Annotated in this window: 14 protein-coding genes; all 14 read right to left on the minus strand. The window is 38.0% G+C overall.

The genetic code is table 11. The features are described from left to right. Window positions 1-143 precede the first annotated feature (143 nt). Window positions 144-872, minus strand: coding sequence for a hypothetical protein (locus ACTQ46_RS04280; protein ID WP_441747688.1), 729 nt, complete (start codon window positions 870-872; stop codon window positions 144-146). Window positions 873-1,346: 474 nt separating this feature from the next. After that, a complete protein-coding gene (gene lpdA, locus ACTQ46_RS04285) occupies window positions 1,347-2,744 on the minus strand; it encodes a dihydrolipoyl dehydrogenase (RefSeq protein ID WP_441747689.1) in 1,398 nt (465 codons plus the stop codon). Between the two features lie 3 nt (window positions 2,745-2,747). Then, the gene (gene gcvPB / locus ACTQ46_RS04290) at window positions 2,748-4,199 is read right to left on the minus strand and encodes an aminomethyl-transferring glycine dehydrogenase subunit GcvPB (protein ID WP_441747690.1); all 1,452 of its coding nucleotides are present in this window, start codon (window positions 4,197-4,199) and stop codon (window positions 2,748-2,750) included. Beyond that, window positions 4,199-5,545 carry an aminomethyl-transferring glycine dehydrogenase subunit GcvPA gene (gene gcvPA / locus ACTQ46_RS04295; RefSeq protein ID WP_441747691.1) on the minus strand — a complete coding sequence of 449 codons (1,347 nt, stop codon included), beginning with the start codon at window positions 5,543-5,545 and terminating at the stop codon, window positions 4,199-4,201. Before gcvPA ends, gcvPB begins: the two co-directional genes overlap by 1 nt. Continuing rightward, window positions 5,546-5,929 (minus strand): glycine cleavage system protein GcvH, encoded by a 384-nt coding sequence (gcvH, locus tag ACTQ46_RS04300; protein WP_441747692.1) that lies wholly within the window; start codon window positions 5,927-5,929, stop codon window positions 5,546-5,548. 39 nt (window positions 5,930-5,968) lie between these two features. Further along, window positions 5,969-7,069 carry a glycine cleavage system aminomethyltransferase GcvT gene (gcvT, locus tag ACTQ46_RS04305; protein ID WP_441747693.1) on the minus strand — a complete coding sequence of 367 codons (1,101 nt, stop codon included), beginning with the start codon at window positions 7,067-7,069 and terminating at the stop codon, window positions 5,969-5,971. 258 nt (window positions 7,070-7,327) lie between these two features. Further along, window positions 7,328-7,759, minus strand: coding sequence for a MarR family winged helix-turn-helix transcriptional regulator (locus ACTQ46_RS04310; RefSeq protein ID WP_441747694.1), 432 nt, complete (start codon window positions 7,757-7,759; stop codon window positions 7,328-7,330). Window positions 7,760-8,398: 639 nt separating this feature from the next. Beyond that, on the minus strand, window positions 8,399-9,655 hold the full coding sequence (locus ACTQ46_RS04315) for a sensor histidine kinase (RefSeq protein ID WP_441747695.1): 1,257 nt from the start codon (window positions 9,653-9,655) through the stop codon (window positions 8,399-8,401). 2 nt (window positions 9,656-9,657) lie between these two features. Continuing rightward, on the minus strand, window positions 9,658-10,344 hold the full coding sequence (locus ACTQ46_RS04320) for a response regulator transcription factor (protein ID WP_441747696.1): 687 nt from the start codon (window positions 10,342-10,344) through the stop codon (window positions 9,658-9,660). A gap of 11 nt (window positions 10,345-10,355) precedes the next feature. Next, on the minus strand, window positions 10,356-10,910 hold the full coding sequence (locus tag ACTQ46_RS04325; protein ID WP_441747697.1) for a DJ-1 family glyoxalase III: 555 nt from the start codon (window positions 10,908-10,910) through the stop codon (window positions 10,356-10,358). Window positions 10,911-10,927: 17 nt separating this feature from the next. Then, window positions 10,928-13,741 carry an excinuclease ABC subunit UvrA gene (uvrA, locus tag ACTQ46_RS04330; protein WP_441747698.1) on the minus strand — a complete coding sequence of 938 codons (2,814 nt, stop codon included), beginning with the start codon at window positions 13,739-13,741 and terminating at the stop codon, window positions 10,928-10,930. Between the two features lie 11 nt (window positions 13,742-13,752). Beyond that, complete coding sequence (gene uvrB / locus ACTQ46_RS04335) at window positions 13,753-15,729, minus strand: excinuclease ABC subunit UvrB (protein ID WP_441747699.1); 1,977 nt, start codon at window positions 15,727-15,729, stop codon at window positions 13,753-13,755. A 513-nt stretch (window positions 15,730-16,242) separates the two neighbouring features. Then, window positions 16,243-17,241 carry a DUF1002 domain-containing protein gene (locus tag ACTQ46_RS04340; RefSeq protein ID WP_441747700.1) on the minus strand — a complete coding sequence of 333 codons (999 nt, stop codon included), beginning with the start codon at window positions 17,239-17,241 and terminating at the stop codon, window positions 16,243-16,245. A 100-nt stretch (window positions 17,242-17,341) separates the two neighbouring features. Further along, window positions 17,342-18,412, minus strand: a complete 1,071-nt coding sequence (locus ACTQ46_RS04345; RefSeq protein ID WP_441747701.1) for a rod shape-determining protein — start codon at window positions 18,410-18,412, stop codon at window positions 17,342-17,344. Window positions 18,413-18,432 lie beyond the last annotated feature (20 nt).

Genomic DNA, 18,432 nt, shown 5'->3' on the forward strand with positions numbered 1-18,432 from the left:
TGTATTTCAAAGCTAAATCTTCAACACTGCTTTTGCCTTTCAGATATTCTTTTACTACGGTTCGTTTGAGTTCGTAACTATATTTTGCCATGAAAAACCGACCTCCTTTGGCTAGATTCTAGGTCCAACTTTTGGGGGTCGGTTTATTCTTCTATAGCTTTCTGTTCCAAGGCTTCTTGTTCTGCTATAGCCTTTGCCTCTTGAATCACCTTTTCGGAAGCTTGTTTTTCCCTAGCAATAATACTTTCTAATGACCGACCTTCTGTTAAAAGGGTTCCTTCAGCCTTGTCAGAAATTACAAAAGCACTGTCTGAATAAACAACTTCTGCTTTCACCCAATTTTCTTCTGAATCTTTTCCTAGAATAATAAAAGCAGAACCCTCTTTAATTGTCGATAGGTTAAAAGTAAAGGGAAATATAGATGCTTTTTTATTTGTATCTACAGCAATTTCATATTCTTTATAATTTTCTCTATCGCTGTACATATTATCTGTTTCGGATATCTTCAATCCTGAAGTCTCTGCCATCTGCATATCTATCTCTATTGTATTTTGCAGGATTAGCCGCTTCAGTTCTACTTCTGAAGAGTCTGCATATAGATCAGCTGCTGTATTGTTCAACACTTCTATGGGATTTCCCGTCTTTCCCTGATCAATCCACCCTAACTTACTAGGTTTACTTATTATATTTAATTCTTCTAAGTTGATCTCCAGAGGTTCACCAGTATTTTCTGTTTCTACAATCTTTTCTAAAACCGGCTGATCTTCTTTGGCAGAAGCAGCTGCTGCAGCAATCGGCTGAAGTATCATAAGTACAGCTAACAATAGAGCCGTGAATGTTCTGCTTATTGAATTTTTATTTGTCTTATTCATATCAAATCCCCTTTTTGAGAATATGTATATAATTATATTCTTATTTTGTATATTTAAATTACATTTTCTATTTTCTACTCTCATTTTAAGGCTTAATACTTTGTTTCTCAACTTTTTTCGGTATTATTAATAGTTTTTATTTTTGAATTATTATAGTTTGATTCACTATGATGTGTTTAAACCTTAAAATTCCAACCTTTGTAGAGGTATATTATTATATTTTCGATTATTTAGTATTCAACTTTTTTGAAATTCCTTTGTATCTCCTTTATTAAATAAAACTGTATCTATTTTAAGATAATCCTCTGATGTAGAATGAAACAATATTTTAAAACCTCATAGCGTAAGAATTTTACACGAAAAAAACATAGCAGAAATTTCATTTCTCCTATGGCAAGTTAAAGGGATATATTGATAGTTTCTTTTTCAAAGAACAAAAAAACGAGACCCTTACAGGTCTCGTTTGAATTTCTATTATCTAGCTTTTGGTGAATTGATGGAATGTCCTTCTAAAAGATGAACTGCTTCCATAAAGACTTCGCTTAGTGTTGGGTGAGCGTATATCATCTTAGAAGTATCTTCTACAGATAATTTATTCGCTATAGCCATAGCACCTAAGTGAATAGAATCATTTGCATGAGGTCCTAATATGTGTACACCTAGGATTTCTTTTAAATCTGGAGTAGCAAGGATTTTTACAAATCCGTCTGTTTCAGCTAATGAAACTGCTTTTCCGTTCCCAGTGAACATATATTTGCTCTTTACAAAGTCGATTCCTTCGTCTTTTAATTCTTGCTCTGTTTTACCTACTTGGGCACATTCAGGCAATGTAAATACTGCAGAAGGAAGTACATTCATTTCAGTAGTTGCTTCCGATCCCATGATTCTTTCTACGCAGTTTGTTCCTTGAGCTGTTGCCCAGTGAGCCAACTGTACGTTTCCATAAACACAGTCGCCTATAGCGTAAATGTTTTCAACATTTGTGCGTCCTTCATCATCTGCGATGATCGCTCCGCGTTCTGTCTCAACACCTACTGCTTCAAGATATAAAGCGTCAATATTTGCTTTTCTTCCCGTAGCGATTAGTACATACTCTCCGAATGCTTCAATCTTAGTATCTTTGCCTTTTTTACCGCCGGTAACTTTTAGGCCTTCATCTGTTTTTTCGATTTTTTCTGCTAAAACATTTAGTTGGAATTTAATTCCGTCGCCTGTTAAAACAGATTTTAATCTTTTAGAAACTTCTTTATCAGATGCTGGCAGCAAGTCGCCGCCGATGACAGTTACTTCTGAACCGAATTTTGCATAGATACTTGCAAATTCCATTCCGATTACTCCTGCGCCGATTACAACAAGTGATTTCGGTACAGTTTCTAATTCAAGAATCGTATCGCTTGTAAGAACATTGTCAAGATCTGTCCCTTCGAATGGAGGCATAGCTACTTTAGAGCCTGTTGCTATTAAAACTACATCTCCTGAAACTTCCTTTTCCCCTTCTTCCGTATCGATCAAAACAGTGTTTTTGTCTTTGAACTTAGCGGTTCCTTTAATTCTTTCGATATTAGGATAGGTTCCAAGCACGAAGTCTACACCGGATACTACTTTGTTTACAACAAAATCTTTTCTTTCACGAATTTTCACTCCATCCAGTCCAACATTATCAGCCAGGATACCAAATTCGTTTCTAATTTCTAGATCTTTATATACTTCCGCAATTTTCCATAATGTTTTTGTAGGGATACAGCCTCTGTTTAAGCATGTTCCACCAGCTGCATCTTTTTCAATCAACACTACTTCAGCATCTAACTGAGCAGCACGGATAGCAGCTTCATAGCCGCCAGGTCCTGCTCCGATAATTATAATTTTAGTCATCTTTTACTCCGATTGGTACGTAACAATTAAATCTTTTGCCGCTTTTACTTCGTCCGGTCTGCGAACTATTGTATTAAGAGGTGCAGATTTTAATGTTTCAGGTTCGCTGTTTGCTTCTTCATGAATTTCTTTTAATGCTTGGATGAATTCATCAAGTGTTTGTTTTGATTCTGTTTCTGTCGGCTCGATCATCATAGCCTCATGAACGATCAATGGGAAGTATACTGTAGGTGCATGGAAGCCTTTATCTAAAAGTCTCTTAGCTACGTCTAAAGTAGTAATTCCAGTGTCGTTTTTAACATTGTCAAATACAAACTCATGCATACAAATTCCGTCTATAGGAAGATTGTAGAACTCTTTTAAGCTGTCTTTAATATAGTTCGCATTTAAAACAGCATTTGTAGAAGCTTCTTTCAGTCCGTCTCCACCCATAGTTAAAAGATAAGCGTAAGTTCTTAATAATACATGAACGTGTCCGTAGAAATCTTTCATACGTCCTAGAGATTTTTCAACGTCATCTTTAATAAAGTATCCGTCTTCATTTTTCTCGATAACTGGAGCTGGAAGATATTTCTTCAGGAATTCTTTCACTCCAACCGGACCTGCACCAGGACCTCCGCCTCCGTGAGGAGTAGAGAATGTTTTATGAACATTAAAGTGAACTACGTCAAATCCCATGTCTCCAGGAGTGGATTGCGCTATGATAGCGTTCATATTCGCACCATCATAGTAGCAAAGTCCGCCGGCATCATGTACGATTCGAGTAATGTCCTCGATGTTTTTATCATAAATACCTAATGTATTAGGGTTTGTAAGCATAAGAGCTGCTGTATCGTCGCCGCAAGCTGCTTCTAATGCTTCTAAATCTACAGTACCATCTTCAGCTGATTTGATCTCAACGATTTTGTATCCTGCCATAGCTGCTGTTGCAGGGTTTGTACCGTGTGCAGAATCTGGTACGATGATTTTATTACGTTTTGTGTCCCCGTTGTCTTCATGGTATGCTTTAATGATTGCGATACCAGTGATCTCTCCGTGAGCACCTGCAGCAGGCTGTAAACTCATGTAATCCATACCTGCAACTTTTGATAATGCTTCTCCGCAATTGTAAAGCATATCAAGGGTACCTTGAACAGATTTTACATCTTGAAGAGGATGGACATTAGCAAATCCAGATAATTTAGCAACATCTTCATTGATTTTTGGATTGTATTTCATAGTACAAGATCCTAATGGATAGAATCCTGTATCTACACCGAAGTTCTTTTGAGAAAGATTAGTGTAGTGGCGGATTACGTCAACTTCACTTACTTCAGGAAAATCTAAATCATTGTCGTCTCTGAATTCATCTGGGATATAGTTTTCTAAACCTTTGTCTTCAACGTCTAAAGGAGGTAGATTATAGCCTTTTCTTCCAGGTCTTGACAATTCAAATATAACTTTATCGTAACTCATTAGAAGGCCTCCTTTACAACTTCAACAAATTTGTCAATTTCAGATTTCTTTCTCTTCTCTGTAACTGCAATGATCATTCCATGACCTAATTCATTGTTGAATTTTTCGATATTGATTCCACCCATGATTCCATTTTCGTACAATCTATCGTTGATTGTTTGAGCATCAACGCTTGTTTTGATTGTAAATTCGTCGAAGAATGGTCTGTCAGTGAATGCTTCTACTCCGTCTAATTTTAATAGTTCATCATACATATAATGAGCTTTTGCAGTAGATTGAAGGGCTACTTCTTTCATACCTTGTTTACCCATAGTTGCCATATATACAGCAGTAGCTAATGTATTAACTCCTTGGTTTGAACAGATATTTGAAGTCGCTTTGTCACGACGGATATGCTGCTCACGTGCAGATAATGTTAATACCCAGCTTCTTTTACCGTCTAGGTCTTCTGTTTGTCCAACAATTCTTCCCGGCATCTTACGTAAGAAGTCTTTTGTACATGCAAAGATTCCTAGGTATGGTCCGCCGAAAGCTAGAGGCAATCCTAAAGACTGTCCCTCTGCAACACAAACATCTACACCGTAATCTCCAGGCTTTTTAGAAATTGCTAGAGAGATTGGATCTGTAGCCATGATAGTATAGCATTTTTTGAAGCTGTGAGTTAATTCTACAACTTTTTCTACTTCTTCATAGTATCCGTAATAGTTTGGACTTTGAACAACTACAGAAGCTGTTTTGTCGTCAACTAATTCTTTTAAAGCATCAAAATCTGTTGCCATATCTTTCATAGGTGCTACAACAACTTCGATTCCTCTCATGTGTGCATAGGTATCTAATACTTCTCTGTACTGAGGATCCACAGATTCGGATACGATAACTTTTTTCTTTTTCGCCACATTAGAAGTCATAATAGATGCTTCCATCACTGCTGTACCGCAGTCATAAAGAGAAGCATTAGAAATTTCCATTCCTGTAAGTCTAGAAATCAATGATTGATATTCAAAAATATACTGAGTCGTTCCCTGGCTAACTTCAGGCTGGTATGGTGTGTAGGAAGTATAGAATTCTTGTCTGCCTAAGATATGTCCAATAATGCTTGGGATATATCTGTCATAAGCACCGCCGCCTATAAAGCATGGCATTTGATTAACGGTAACATTTTTATCAGCTAAGTTTTGAAGATGAGTCGCAACTTCAAGCTCAGACTTAGCGTCTGGCAAGTCAAGACCATCTCTTAATCTTAGATTTTCAGGAATAACATCAAAGAGCTGCTCTTGAGATTGTAAACCTACAACCTCAAGCATCTCCTTTTTGTCTTCCTCTGTATTTGGAATATATGGAAACATTTATGCTTCCTCAGCTAAGAATTCTTCGTAAGCTTTGTCATCCATTAATCCATCTAATTCTGCTTTGTCTTTAATAGAAACTTTAACGATCCAGTTTGCATAAGGATCTGCGTTTAATAAAGCTGGATCATCATCAAGATCTTCGTTTGCTTCTACTACTTCACCAGAGATAGGTGCGAAAATTTCAGCAGCAGCTTTTACAGATTCAACAGATGCTAATTCTTCTTCAGCTTCTACTTCGTCGCCTACATCTGGAAGCTCAACATATACGATATCTCCAAGATTGTGTTGTGCATAATCTGCTAATCCAATATATGCTTCTTCGCCTTCAACTTTAACCCACTCATGATCTTTAGTGTACAATAAACCTTTTTCTACTTTCATTAATAAAGCCTCCTAATTTTTATTTTAAATTTTAATTAATTACGAATTATTTTTGTCTAAATATTTACGGCTGATAACTGTTGCCTTGTTCGGCTTTTTGTGAACGATTACTTCTACTTCGTCCCCAAGTTTAACGGAATCAGCGTCTACTAATGCATTTGCAATAGATTTTCCAACAGTAGGCGGTCTGTAACCAGTTGTAACTTCACCGATTCTTTTACCGTCTTTTTGAACTTCGTATCCATGACGAGGAATTCTTTTTCCTTCTAATTCTAATCCCACGATTTTACGAGCTCTTCCTTCTTCATTGATTTTAGTAAGTGCCTCTTTTCCAATAAATTTCTCTTTATCGAATTTAACAGCGAATTTTAATCCTGCTTCTAGAGGGTTGATATCGTCTGCCATTTCGTTTCCGTATAAAGGCATACCTGCTTCAAAACGAAGTGTATCTCTACATCCAAGTCCTGTTGGCTTAATTCCTTGCTCTTTTCCAGCTTCTAGCAAATCATCCCAGATAGATACTATTGCTTCAGGTGTACCATAAATTTCAAATCCGTCTTCCCCTGTGTATCCTGTTCTTGAGATTAAAAGATCATATCCTTTGTATGCAATTTTATCAGCAAAGTGATAATAAGCGATATCGTCTAGATTATAATCTACTACTTTTGCTAAAACTTCTTGTGCTTTTGGTCCTTGAATTGCAATCTCTCCAACTTCTTCAGAGATATTTTTGAATTCAATATCAAAATCTTTAGCAACTTCTGCTAAATGTGCAAAGTCTTTATCAACGTTTGCAGCATTCGGTATAATAAGGAAGTGCTCATCGTTGTACTTGTAAATTAGCAAGTCATCAATAATGCCACCATCTTCATGACATAATAATGTATATTGAATTTGATAATCGTCTACATTTGTATAATCGTTTGTAAACGCGTAATTGATAAATGCTAATGCATCCTTTCCTTTTACATCAAATTCACCCATGTGAGAAACATCGAATAAACCTACATTGTTTCTTACTGTCTCATGTTCGTCAGTTAATCCAGTATATTCTACTGGTAAAAACCAACCAGAATAATCGACAACTTTTCCTCCGAGTTCGATATGTTTATCGTACAGAGGAGTCTTTTTAGCTCCCATAACTCATACCTCCTATGTGTTTTATTAGCCGGGAAAACGACCTTACAGTTATTATAAGACACAACGCCCTTTTTTGCAACAGCACAAGCCCTATTCCCTTGAGATCTTCAAACTTTCCCATCTATTTGATTCCTTGAATTATTTCAATTTCGATGGCTGAAAGCAGGCATTCATGTAAACGATATCTTTTTATATGTTTTAATTATAAATAAAAAATCTTTATCTATTATAGATAAATATTTTAGATTATTTTTTTTTTTACCATAATTTGTGTAATTCGCTGCTGATAAATTTTTTATTTTCTTCTTCGATCGGCTGAAAAGATTCCATTACCGCTTCCAGCTGTTCTGGAAATACGTTTTCAATTAATTTCCTGCCCTCTTCTGTAATGGAAATAATTCCTACCCGGCGGTCTTCTTCGCTGGTTTTTCTTGTCACTAAACCGTCTTTTTCCAAGTTTTTAATAACTACCGTTATATTTCCACTTGTTGTTAAGATACTTTTCACAATTTGGCCTACCGTTAGATCTCCTTTATGAAAAAGAATTTCAAGTACGGCAAACTGGGCAGAGGTTAATCCGTGCTTTGTGAATACTTGGCAGATATTTCTATGAACTGATAAATATGCCCGGCTCAGATTAATCATAAATTCTAAATCCGTATCTTCTTTTTTTCCATAACTTACTGACATCGCTGCCTCCGTTCTAATCTGAATTTATACTATTTGAGGATCCGTATCTCTTATGGATCCTCGTTTTATGGACAATAGATTTACTGTTATAGTGTGTGAAAGGTTTTAGCTTTCCATCCTAGGATTTAAGAAAAGAGCTGCGAATCAGAGAGTGAAAGAGTGGAGTTATAGAACCTTTCGGCACTGATCCTAAACTTTTATTAAATAGATGAAAATAAGCGTTCTTCTTATTTTTGTCCACAACTCCCCACTCCCCTCTTTCACACTTCACATTTTTCTTACTAAGAGTGTGCCGTCTAGAGTCTAGGTGCCGAAGGCATCCTTCCTGAGTTGCAAAGCTATCCCGCCTTTCTTTTTAACCTGCCTGTTACTCCAAGAAAATTTTTAGCTATTGGTTATGGTTTTTCGTTGCTTTTACGGGTTAGGAAAGTCTCAGTTTCCCAGCTCGGGGGAGGCGATTGGGAGTGGAGCGTCTATCGACGCCTTTTTCAAACGTAGAAAATAAGCGTACTTCTTATTTTCCACTACAACTCCCCTCTCCCCTCTTTCACATTTCACACTTTTTCTTTCAACCCTATAACCTTCTCCCTATCTTTTCCTATCTTGCCTGGATTGCGTCAGCAATCCCGCCTTCCTTTGCTACTCCCTGCCTTTTACTCTAAACTTCATTTGTATAATAAAATCCTGCTGATTGACTTCTACGGATAATTTTCCGCCCATCAGTTCTACTATATTTTTTGCTATATAGAGTCCCAGACCAGAACCTTCTATATGGCGGGATCTTTCTCCTTGAACAAACTGCTGAAGAAGCTCTTCGCCGCTCACCTCTATTAAATAAGAAGATGTATTGATAATCTGTATGGTAATCTCATTATCCCGTATATAGGTTTTTCCGTAAACCGGCGTGTTTTTCATTGAATATTTTACTACATTGCTAAAGAGGTTTTCAAAGACTCGGCTCAGCTGATCGCCATCGATGATAAAAAAGATATTTTCTCTTTCCGTTTCGTATTTAAAATCAAGGCCTTTTTCATTAAAATCCTCGTCAAATAAGCTGTAAACTTGAAGTATCAGCTCATTTAATTCGACTACAGCGTTATGAAACTCAATATTTCCTGTTCCTGTTTTTGAAGCATCAATCAAATCCAAAACCATCGACTTTAACCTTCTGGAATTATAATCCAGTATATTAATATACTTTTCCTTTTCCGTATCATTCTCTTCATTTTTCAAAAGATCTACATAGTTTATTATCGACGTTAAGGGCGTTTTTATATCATGGGAAATATTTGTTATAAGCTCTGTTTTAAGACGTTCGCTCTTTAGTTTTTCCTCCATAGATTCCTGCATAGAACCATATAAATGATCTAAAAGATACAGTGTTTCGCTGATGGTTTTTTCAAGAAAAATTTCTTCGCTGACCATACCGTCATAAAGCTTTTCAACTTTTTTATTGAGGACAATTTTTCCCATATTGCTCTTTATAACAGATATAGTTGCCCGATACATAATCGCTGCGATTAAAAGAAGCCCCACCGCATCGCTATTGGTCTGGCGGATAAAATCAAAGGCGACATACATAAAAACTATCACTAGAAAGGTCTCGATATATACGCCAGTGTATTTTACCGAAAAATTTCCTACCATTTCATAGGTTAAGAAACTATGTTTTCCATATTTCGAAATATCCTTAATTAATTTAATAAGAGTAAGCACAATTGCTGCTGCCATAAAGATCGTAAGCAGCAAATCATATATAAAGAACAACCCTATTATTTCAAGAAGTATAGAAAAGAACAGATATCCAAAACCAAAAAAAACAAATAATGTAAATATCTGTTCTTCAATATATCCGCCGATTTTATTCCAAAAAAGGTCTTTAAGCCGATTCCACATTATTATTCCTCTATCTTATAACCCATGCCGTATACTGATTTTAATAAATCTGGTTTTCTTGGATTAATCTCAATTTTATCTCGAAGTCTAGAAACGTGTACAGAAACAATCTTTTTAACATCATAAGGCGGACTGTCCCATACTTTTTCATAGATCTCGTCTGAAGAAAACACCTTTCCTTTATTTTGTATAAGGAGCCTGAGTATTCCATACTCGTAAGGAGTAAGCTTTATAGATTCTCCATCAATCTTTACATCCTTTTTGTCATCATCTAAATGGACTCTTCCCGCACGAAACACGCCAATATCATCGATATCATTCGTTAATTTCATTCTGCGCAGACAGGATTTTACCCTGGCCAAAAGTTCTACTGCATCGAAAGGTTTCGTAATATAATCGTCTGCTCCCACATTTAGACCATGGACTTTATCTGTAAGTTCGCCTTTTGCCGATAAGATGATAATGGGAATTCCGGAGAATTCCCTCACCTTTTGTGTTAACTCGATTCCATCCATAATCGGCATCATAATATCTGCTAATAGCAGATCGATATCTTTTTCTTTTTGAAGAATATCCAAGGCTTCTTTTCCGTTGTAAGCCTTTAGAACTTCATAATTATCCATTTTAAAATAAATTTCAATGGCTTTTACTATATCTTCCTCATCATCGCATACTAAAATTTTATTCATTGATTCCTCCATTAATAGCGATTGAATAATGTTTCTCTAATCAATGCATTCTTTGTTTTTTCGCCTTCCAGATATTCTGTTATAGCAAAAGCAAAATGCTGGGCAAAGGCCACTCCCATTGCAGTAATCACATTTTCATCGATTACGACGGGTACATCTTTATGGTTTTCTTCGTTTCCCGCTTCTTCTGAAAAACCGGGGAAGCAAGTGTATTTTTTGTGCTGAAGAAGTCCTGCTTTTCCAAGAACTACAGGACCTGCACAAATCGCAGCCACAAGTTTTCCTTTGCCATGGAATGCTTGAACTAAACTGATGACTTCTTTCGTAATTTTGAGGATCTCTACACCTTTTCCTCCAGGTATAATAATCCCGTCGTATTGATCTTCCAAGACCGCATTTAGATAACGGTCAGACTCTACTTTAATATCGTGAGCACCGGTAACCTCTTTTGTGCTGTGAACAGATATCATATCTACATGGATTCCCGCTCTTTTTAAATAATCTACTTGTGTTAAAGCCTCTACTTCTTCAAAACCGTTCGCTAATAACAAACATACCTTCTTCATAATCTGCCTCCTATAAATTATAATATCTTTTTCAAAAATTGTCCTGTATAAGATTTCTTTACTTCTGCTATCTCCTGAGGTGTACCGCAAGCGATAATCTCTCCGCCGCCGTGTCCCCCTTCCGGCCCTAGATCAATCACATAATCTGCCGTTTTTATCACATCCAGATTATGCTCGATAACAATGATTGTATTTCCTTGTTCTACCAGCTGGTTGAGGACTTCTATCAATTTTCGAATGTCTTCTGTGTGAAGTCCAGTTGTAGGCTCGTCTAAAATATATACGGTTTGGCCAGTAGCTCGTCGGCTGAGTTCTGTTGCTAGTTTTACCCTCTGAGCTTCCCCTCCGGATAATTCTGTAGAAGGCTGGCCGATCTTTACATAACCTAGGCCTACTTGAAGGAGTGTCTCCATCTTTCTTCGGATACTCGGCATATTTTCGAAGAAATGATATCCTTCTTCTATGGTCATGTCTAACACATCTGCTATAGATTTGTCTTTGTATTTTACTTGAAGAGTCTCTCTGTTATACCTTTTTCCATGGCAAACTTCGCAGGGAACATATACATCTGGAAGAAAGTGCATCTGCACTTTAATCGTACCATCGCCTTTGCAGGCTTCGCAGCGTCCGCCTTTTACATTGAAGCTGAATCGCCCTTTCGAATAGCCTCTCATTTTCGCTTCCGGTACCTGAGCATAGAGATCTCGAATAAGATCAAATACCTTTGTATAAGTGGCCGGATTTGAACGAGGGGATCGTCCTATAGGGGACTGATCGATTTGTACAACTTTATCCAGCTGTTCCAAACCTTCGATTGAATCATATTTACCCGCTTTTAAACGAGAACGATTTAATTTTCTGCTGAGAATTTTATAAAGAATTTCATTTACCAGACTGCTTTTCCCAGACCCGGAAACTCCTGTAACACAGGTAAATGTTCCTACTGGGAAGTCTACATCAATATTTTTCAGATTGTTTTCTCTGCAGCCTTTTAGCTTCAGCCATCCAGAGGGAGCTCTATGTTCTTTTGGAACAGGTATTTTCATTTTGCCGGAGAGATACTGTCCCGTAATAGACCTCTCGCTTTTGCAGATATCTTCCATCGTTCCCTGAGCTACAATTTCACCGCCGTGAACTCCTGCCCCAGGTCCGATATCTACAATATAATCCGCCTCTCTCATCGTGTCTTCATCATGTTCCACTACAATCAAAGTGTTTCCGATATCCGCTAAACCTCTTAAAGCATCCAAAAGCTTTTCATTATCCCTTTGATGAAGTCCGATACTCGGTTCGTCAAGAACATAGACTACACCGACCAACGCGGATCCTATTTGTGTAGCAAGACGGATACGCTGGGATTCTCCCCCGGATAAAGTAGCCGCCATTCTAGAAAGTGTCAGATAATCTAATCCAACATTAATCAAAAACTGCAGCCTTTCCTTTATTTCTTTTAATATTTCCTCGGCAATTTGTTTATTTTTATGATTTAATTCTAATTGTTCAAACCATTTTAAGCATTGATAGGTGGATAGTTCAGTCACTTCATAGATGTTTTTGTCTTTGATGCGAACTGCAAGATACTCTTGGCGAAGCCTTGCCCCATGGCAGAGAGGACACTCGATCTCAGCCATGTATTCTTCTATTCTATCGTGGGTTGCATCGGAACCTGTACGATATCTTCGTGTAAGATTTTCCACGATTCCTTCGAAAGTTCCCGTATAAGTTTTTCTTCCAGAATAATGGCTGTTGAATACGAATTTTAATTCTTCTTTTCCTGTTCCATACAGCAGCTCTTGAATAAATTCCGGTGGTGCTTCCGCTAAAGGTTTATCCATAGAGAAATGATGTTTCTCTCCTAATGCCCTTATGATTTCATAATAATAGGTACCTTCTTTAGCTGTAGAATAGGCATCTACTCCGCCTTGTTCTACGGAAAGATCATAGTTTGGAAGGACCCTTTCAGGATCAATTTCTTTATGAAATCCTAGACCGTTGCATTCTGGACACATACCAAAAGGATTATTAAAAGAGAAAGAACGGGGTTCGATCTCATCATAGGAAATGTGACCGTCTGGACAGGCCAGCTTTGTATTGAAGACGTCGATTTCGCCAGCTTCTTTCTGTATCTTTATCGTACCTTCGCTTAAATGGATCGCCATTTCCAAAGATCCAGTCAACCGGCTTTCAATGCCAGGCTTCACGATAAGTCTGTCAATTACGATATCAATATCGTGTTTTTTGTTTTTTTCAAGGTTGATCTCTTCTGTGATTTCCCTTTGTTCCCCGTCGACAATAATTCTCGTATAGCCCTCTTTTTTTATATTCTCTAAAAGCCTTTTATGCTCCCCTTTTTTTCCTTTTATAACGGGAGCAAGGAGAAGAATTTTCGTCCTTTCCGGATAAGCCATAATCCGGTCAACCATTTGGTCTACACTTTGGCTTTCTATTTTCTTGCCACAGACTGGGCAATAAGGCACACCCACCCGTGCATATAAAAGCCGGAAATAATCGTATATTTCTGTTACGGTTCCTACCGTGGATCGGGGATTTCGATTCGTCGTTTTCTGGTCTATAGAGATCGAAGGGGATAGTCCTTCGATATACTCTACATCCGGTTTATCCATCTGCCCTAAAAACTGTCTTGCATAGCTGGATAAGGATTCAATATAACGTCTTTGACCTTCTGCATAGATTGTGTCGAAAGCCAAGGATGATTTCCCCGAACCGCTCAGTCCAGTAAATACAATCATCTTGTCTCGAGGCAATACAAGGTCTATATCTTTTAGATTATTTGCTTTTGCTCCTTTTATAACTATTTTATCTAAACTCAAATTCTACCTCTCTACATTTTTCCGTTCTTCAGTTTTCTGATCTCATCTCTAAGATTTGCTGCCCTTTCAAACTCCAAAGCTTCAGCAGCTTTAATCATCTCTTCTTCCATTGTGATCAATAACTGTTCCAAATCTTCCTGGGTGATCTTTTCTTTTTCTATATAGTTGTCGAAAAACTCTGTGTCTTCTGCCACCTTTGTAATTTCGATAATATTATGAATCTTTTTGTGTATAGACTGAGGAGTTATATCGTGATCGATATTATACTGATTTTGTATCTCTCGGCGTCGATTTGTTTCTGTAATCGCCCGATCCATCGATCCTGTAATTCGATCAGCATACATGATGACCCGACCATCCACATTTCTTGCGGCACGGCCTACTGTTTGTATCAAAGAAGTTTCCGAGCGAAGGAACCCTTCTTTATCCGCATCCAGTATCGCAATCAAAGATACTTCCGGAAGGTCCAGACCTTCCCGCAGCAAGTTTATTCCTACCAGTACATCATATTTACCCAATCTTAGGTCGCGTATGATTTCTGTTCGTTCTATGGTATCTATATCTGAATGAAGATAGGTTACTTTAATATCCAATTCTTCAAAATATTTCGTTAAATCCTCTGCCATTTTCTTTGTCAGAGTTGTTACTAAAGTTCTTTCGCCTTTCTCCGTCGTCTTATGGATTTCTGTTATCAAATCATCGATCTGTCCTTTTGTTGGACGCACATCTATTACAGGATCTAGAAGACCTGTCGGACGTATGATTTGTTCAACGATTTCATCGCAATGTTCCTTCTCATAAGGTCCCGGTGTAGCTGAAACATAAATTGCTTGAGGGACTAATTTCTCAAACTCTTTAAACTTCAGTGGTCTGTTATCTAAAGCAGATGGTAGTCTAAAACCGAAATCTACAAGATTTTGCTTTCTTGAACGGTCGCCCTCGTACATCCCCCCTATCTGAGGAATACTTACATGGGACTCATCAACCATAAGAAGAAAATCATCTGGGAAATAATCGATTAGTGTATAAGGACGGCTGCCCGCTTTTCTTCCGGTTAGATGGCGGGAGTAGTTTTCGATCCCTGTGCAGAAACCTACCTCCTGAAGCATTTCGATGTCATATCTTGTACGCTGCTCGATTCTCTGAGCTTCTAAAAGCTTATTTTGGGACTCGAAAAATTTTATCTGTTCTTCCAGTTCTTCTTCTATTGTCACAACAGCACGCTTCACTTTATCTTCACTGGTAGCAAAGTGGGAAGCGGGAAAAACAGAGATATGTTCCCTTGTTCCATTGATCTCTCCTGTCAGAGGATCTACTTCAGTGATACGGTCTACTTCATCTCCGAAAAATTCTACGCGATAACTTTTTTCATTTTCTGCCGCTGGAAAAATATCGAGACTGTCTCCACGGACTCGGAATGTTCCTCTTGTAAAATTGATATCGTTACGGACATACTGAATATCCACAAGCTTTCGGATAACATCATCACGATCCCGAATCATCCCCGGTCTTAAAGAAAGGGATAAGTCGGAATAACTTTCTGGATCCCCTAACCCATATATGCAGGATACAGATGCGACAATGATAACATCTTTTCGTTCAAAAAGAGCCATCGTCGCAGAATGTCTTAGTTCATCAATATCATCGTTGATAGAACTGTCTTTTGCTATATAGGTATCCGTCTGAGCCACATAGGCTTCCGGCTGATAATAATCATAGTAGCTGACAAAAAATTCCACAGCATTCTCTGGAAAAAATTCTTTAAATTCAGCTGCCAGCTGATAAGCCAGTGTTTTATTGTGAGCCATAACTAATGTCGGTCTTTGAACTTCTTCTATAATATTGGCCATGGTAAATGTTTTACCAGAGCCTGTTACACCTTTAAGGACCTGATGACGTTCCCCGTTTCGAACGCCCTCTGCCAGTTTTTTTATAGCATCCGGCTGATCCCCTGTAGGTTTAAAATCAGAATGCAGTTTAAATTTCATATTAATGTCCTCTTTTCTGAACTTTTGTTCTATTATATCTTAATAAGGTATTAGGGTCAAAAACGTGAAATAAAGAGGGTAGGTAGAGAGAGGAAAGTGTGGCCGATCATTTCTAGCCAAGAACGGAAAATATCGTTCTTGGGAAATGAGTGGCATAAGACCTGCGACCAAATCAAAGTGCCTGATTTGGGCTAGGGCTTCAGAGAGTGAAAGAGTGAGAGAGCGGAGTTATGGATAAAAAACGAAAAGTTCATCCGTTTTTCGTTCATAGTATAAAGAACCTTTTTATACGAAGAAAATGCTCCGCATTTTCCACCACCCCTACTCCCTATTCTCTATAACCTACTCCCTTTCTTTTACTGTATTTTCTTATCCTTTCCTGGCCGCCGCAGGTGTGCCGCCTAGAGCCTAGGTCCCGTCAGGGATCCTGCCTGGGTTGCGCAGCAATCCCGCCTTCTTTCTTTAAACGCTCTTTTGGGATAAAAAAAGACAGGTATGATCCCTGCCTTATAATTATTGATTTGTATTGGTGTTTTCGCCGTTATTGTTTCCGCCGATTAAATTAACAAATCCATCGATTAGATCTCTGAAAAATCCTACGATCTGGTCAACTAAACCGCTTTGCTTTGCATTATCGTAAATTTCTGAAGCAGTTCCGACTAAATCTTTGCTAAGCTTGGACAATTCCTGTTTCACTTGTTCTGAATCAATAGCCCCTGTTTGAACATACTGCTGAAAATAGATTACAAGCTGATTGATCTGGTCGCCTGTAACAATATTTTGAAGATTATTGTTTTCAACGGCTTGATTGATTACTTGAGTTATTTCTTGTTTTGTGGGAATTTCTTTATTTTCCTGCTTTATTTCTGAAAGCTTGTTTTTTACTTCCACAATGGCATTATCAAGCTGAGGACTTGTATAATTGTCTTTTCCCTCATTTTTCTGATTGATTTCGTTTACAACTTCAAGTTCTTCTTGAGCCGCTTCCATTCTATCTTTATCCAGTTTCTCGCCATTGACTTCAAAAGCCTTATAGATACCTGTTAGCGCAGATTCTCCTGTTACTTTTCGAACAGCTCCTACGATAAGAGTAGCATCCTCTACCCCAGCTGTAATACTAGCGTTGCGGTATTGTTCTTTTGTCACTTCAGTGATATTTTCCGGTGTCTTTATTACAACATCTACACCTTTTCCTTTGTTTTCTTTCTGCACGATAACAGAAGAAATCATATTGCTGGATCCATTTGGATCTCCCCCGATATAATTTACTAGATCCTTATAGGTTACCGATGTAGAGTTTACATTCTCTGGATTTTCAATATCAAGAAGTCTTTGTGTTTCCTTTACTTCGCTTTCCGATAAACTTTCCCCATATACGAAAGTAGGCTGTCCCCATCTTTCGTTAACTACAGTTGTATCTATTTTGCCTTGAGCTGACGCAATTGTAGACACAGACGGCAGCAGCATAGCCGATAATAGAAAAGCTGCAATAATTTTTTTGATTTTGTTCATAACATCCTCCTTATTTTGAACTACTTTTATTATACCATAGTCCAAGGATTACTAATCCATAAGAAGATTGAGAAAATACTACAAAATTATTACATTCTATTTATATGCTTCTTCTAAGCCGTTCTCTTTCTTCCAGTTCTCTTCGTCTGCCGCCTTCTTCACCCATTTCTGAAGAATCTAATTTATCAATCCAGGATAATGCTTTTCCCGTTCCCCGGACTACGGCTGTCACTGGTCCTTCTGCGATATTGACCGGAATGCCGATCTTCGATTCAAGCTTTCGATCAAGTCCCGGCACTAGACATCCTCCACCAGTCATCACAGCACCTCGCTCATAAAGATCCGCTGCCAGCTCCGGCGGTGTTTTTTCAAGAACTTCTTGAACCGTTCTTATAATCTGATCCAAAGGATGGCGAATCGCTTCGGAAATATCCGTTGACGTAACAAACACATGCACAGGCAGTCCGTTGATAAGATTTCGTCCCTTTACTTCAAAAAGATTATCGTCTTCTCTCGGATAGGCGGAAGCGATATTGATCTTTATCTCTTCCGCTGTCCTTTCCCCTATAATCATATTGTACTTGCCTTTTATATATTCAGTAATAGCTGTATCGCATTCATCCCCGCCGATAGGAAGAGATTTATTAATAATAATCCCTCCTAAGGCAATCACCGCAACATCCGTCGTGCCGCCTCCGATATCGATAACGAGATTTCCTCCTGCATCGGTAATATCTACTCCAGCTCCGATTGCCGCTGCAAGAGGCTCTTCAATTAAATAGGTTTTATAGGCTCCGGCTAGCTTGCTTGCCTGCATAACAGCTCTTCTCTGTACCTGGGTGATTTCACTGGGTACACAAATTACTACATTTGGCCGTATCATTGTTTTTCCTATAGATTTATGGATAAAGTATTTCAACATTTTTTCTGTAGAGTTAAAATCCGCTATGACTCCATCTTTCATAGGTCTTGTAGCACGGATATTTCCGGGAGTTCTTCCAAGCATTTTTTTTGCTTCTTTGCCGACAGAAAGGATTTTACCGGTATAGCTGTCCATTGCTACTACGGATGGTTCATTTATTATGACGCCTTTGCCTCTTATATAGACAAGCACTGATGCTGTACCTAAATCGATAGCAATATTTTTTCTGAAATTGCTTATATTTGCCATCCTTCCATTCTCCTCCCTTT

This window comes from Gallicola sp. Sow4_E12, from assembly GCF_052116305.1.
Lineage (GTDB): Bacteria > Bacillota > Clostridia > Tissierellales > Peptoniphilaceae > JBQKLI01.